Origin of the sequence: Verrucosispora sp. SN26_14.1 (genome assembly GCF_004307965.1) — a bacterium.
Lineage (GTDB): Bacteria > Actinomycetota > Actinomycetes > Mycobacteriales > Micromonosporaceae > Micromonospora.
Window position 1 is genome coordinate 1 of sequence record NZ_SISL01000620.1, and the last position, 2,774, is coordinate 2,774.

Annotated in this window: 1 protein-coding gene; it reads left to right on the top strand. The window is 75.5% G+C overall.

Features of this window, described 5'->3' with window-relative positions:
* On the top strand, positions 1 to 2,774 hold a 2,774-nt coding region (locus tag EYA84_RS30035; protein WP_255446677.1), incomplete at both ends, for a helicase-related protein.

Below are 2,774 nucleotides of genomic sequence, written 5' to 3' on the forward strand. Positions count from 1 at the left end.
CCGCCGGTGATCGCCCGCGCGCACCACGGCAGCGTCTCCCGCGAGGAGCGCCGGCACATCGAGGAGGCGCTCAAGGCCGGTCAGCTCCCGGCCGTGGTCGCCACCTCCAGCCTCGAACTCGGCATCGACATGGGCGCGGTCGACCTGGTCGTGCAGATCGAGGCGCCGCCGAGCGTGGCCGCCGGCCTGCAACGCGTCGGGCGGGCCGGGCACCAGGTCGGCGCGGTGTCCCGTGGGGTGGTGCTGCCCAAGCACCGGGGCGACCTGCTCTCCTGCGCCGTGGTCGCCGAGCGGATGGGCGACGCCGCGATCGAGGAGCTGCACCATCCGCGCAACCCGCTCGACGTGCTCGCCCAACAGATCGTCGCGATGGTCGCGCTCGACGAGTGGCCGGTGGCCGACCTGGCGACGGTGGTCCGCCGTGCGGCGCCCTTCGCCGAGCTGCCCGACTCCGCGCTGCACGCCGTGCTCGACATGCTCTCCGGCCGCTACCCGTCGACCGCCTTCGCCGAGCTGCGTCCCCGCCTGGTCTGGGACCGCGCCACCGACCTGCTGACCGGTCGGCCGGGCGCCCAACGGCTCGCGGTGACCAGCGGCGGCACCATCCCCGACCGGGGTCTGTTCGGCGTCTTCCTGGCCGGCGCCGAACGCGCCGCCCGGGTCGGCGAGCTGGACGAGGAGATGGTCTACGAGTCCCGGGTGGGCGACGTCTTCCTGCTGGGCTCGTCGTCCTGGCGGATCGAGGAGATCACACCGGACCGGGTGCTGGTCTCCCCCGCGCCCGGCCAGGCGGCGAAGATGCCGTTCTGGAAGGGCGACCAGCCGGGCCGTCCGGTCGAGTTGGGCCGGGCGATCGGTGCCCGGGTACGCGGCCTGCTGCGCCAGGGTGACGACGAGGCGACCGCCGCGTTGCGCGCCACCGGCCTGGACGACTGGGCCGCCGGCAACCTGATGGCGTACCTGCGCGAGCAGCAGGCCGCCACCCGCGCCCTGCCCGACGACCGGACGGTGGTGGTCGAGCGGTTCCGCGACGAGTTGGGCGACTGGCGACTGGCGGTGCACAGTGTGCTCGGCGCCCGGGTCAACGCGCCCTGGGCACTGGCCGTCGGCCGTCGACTCGCCGAACGGTACGGCGTGGACGCCCAGGTGCTGCCCGCCGACGACGGCATCGTGGTGCGCCTGCCGGACACCGCCGACACGCCGCCCGGTGCCGACGTGGTGGCCTTCGACCCCGAGGAGATCGTCCAGCTCGTGGAGGAGTCGGTCGGCACCTCGGCGCTGTTCGCGGCCCGGTTCCGCGAGTGCGCCGCGCGGTCGCTGCTGCTGCCCCGCCGCGACCCGCGTCGCCGCCAGCCGCTCTGGCAGCAGCGGCAACGTGCCGCCCAACTGCTCGACGTCGCCCGCGAGTACGCCGACTTCCCGGTCACCCTGGAGGCCGCCCGCGAATGTCTCCAGGACGTCTTCGACCTGCCCGCGCTGACCCAGGTGATGCGGGACCTGGCCGGTCGCCGGGTGCGGCTGGTCGAGGTGGAGACCCCGCGTCCGTCGCCGTTCGCCCGCTCGCTGCTCTTCGGGTACGTGGGCGCCTTCCTCTACGAGGGCGACTCGCCGCTGGCGGAGCGCCGGGCGGCGGCGCTGGCGCTGGACTCGGCCCTGCTCGGCGAGCTGCTCGGTCGGGTCGACCTGCGCGAGCTGCTCGACGCGGAGGTGCTCGCCGAGACCGAGCGACAGCTCAGGTGGCTCACCCCGCAGCGCCGTCCCCGCGACGCCGAGGACGCGGTGGAGCTGCTGCGCCAGGTCGGCGACCTGAGCGACGACGAGCTGGCGGCACGCGGGGTGCCGGTGGACTGGCTGACCGAGCTGGCCGCCGCCCGGCGGGTGCTGCGGGTCCGCGTCGCCGGGCAGGACCGCTGGGTCGGCGTGGAGGACGCCGGCCGGCTGCGGGACGCGTTGGGCGTGGCCCTGCCGGTGGGCGTCGCCGAGGCGTACCTCGAACCGGTCGCCGATCCGCTCGGTGACCTGGTCGCCCGGTACGCCCGCACGCACGCGCCGTTCGCGGCGAGCACCTGCGCGGCCCGGTTCGGGCTGGGCGTCTTCGTGGTGGAGCAGACCTTGCGCCGACTGGGGGCCACCGGTCGGGTGGTCTCCGGCGAGTTCACCCCGGAGTCGGTCGGCACCCAGTGGTGCGACGCCGAGGTGCTGCGCCTGTTGCGTCGCCGCTCCCTCGCCGCACTGCGTCGCGAGATCGAGCCGGTGCCGCCCCGGGCGCTGGCCAGCTTCCTGCCCCGCTGGCAGCAGGTCGGCTCGTCGGCGCGCGGGGTCGAGGCGGTGGCCGCCGCCCTGGAGCAGTTGCAGGGCGTCTCGGTGCCCGCCTCGGCCCTGGAACGGCTGGTGCTGCCGGCCCGGGTGGCCGACTACTCCCCCGCCCACCTCGACGAGCTGTGTGCCAGCGGCGAGGTGCTGTGGGCCGGCGCGGGTGCGATCTCCGGCGGCGACGGCTGGGTCGGCCTGGCGTACGCGGACGCCGCTGCGCTGCTGTTGCCGCCGACGGACGACACGCTGGCGCGTACGCCCCTGCACGACTCGGTGCTGGACGCGCTCGGTGACGGACAGGCGATGTTCTTCCGCCCGCTGGCCGACCGGGTCCGGTCCACCGACGACGCCGAGCTGACGGCGGTGATCTGGGAGCTGGTCTGGTCCGGTCATCTCACCAACGACACGCTCGCACCGCTGCGGGCGCTGCTCGGCGGCGGTGGCGCGCACCGGTCCCGGCC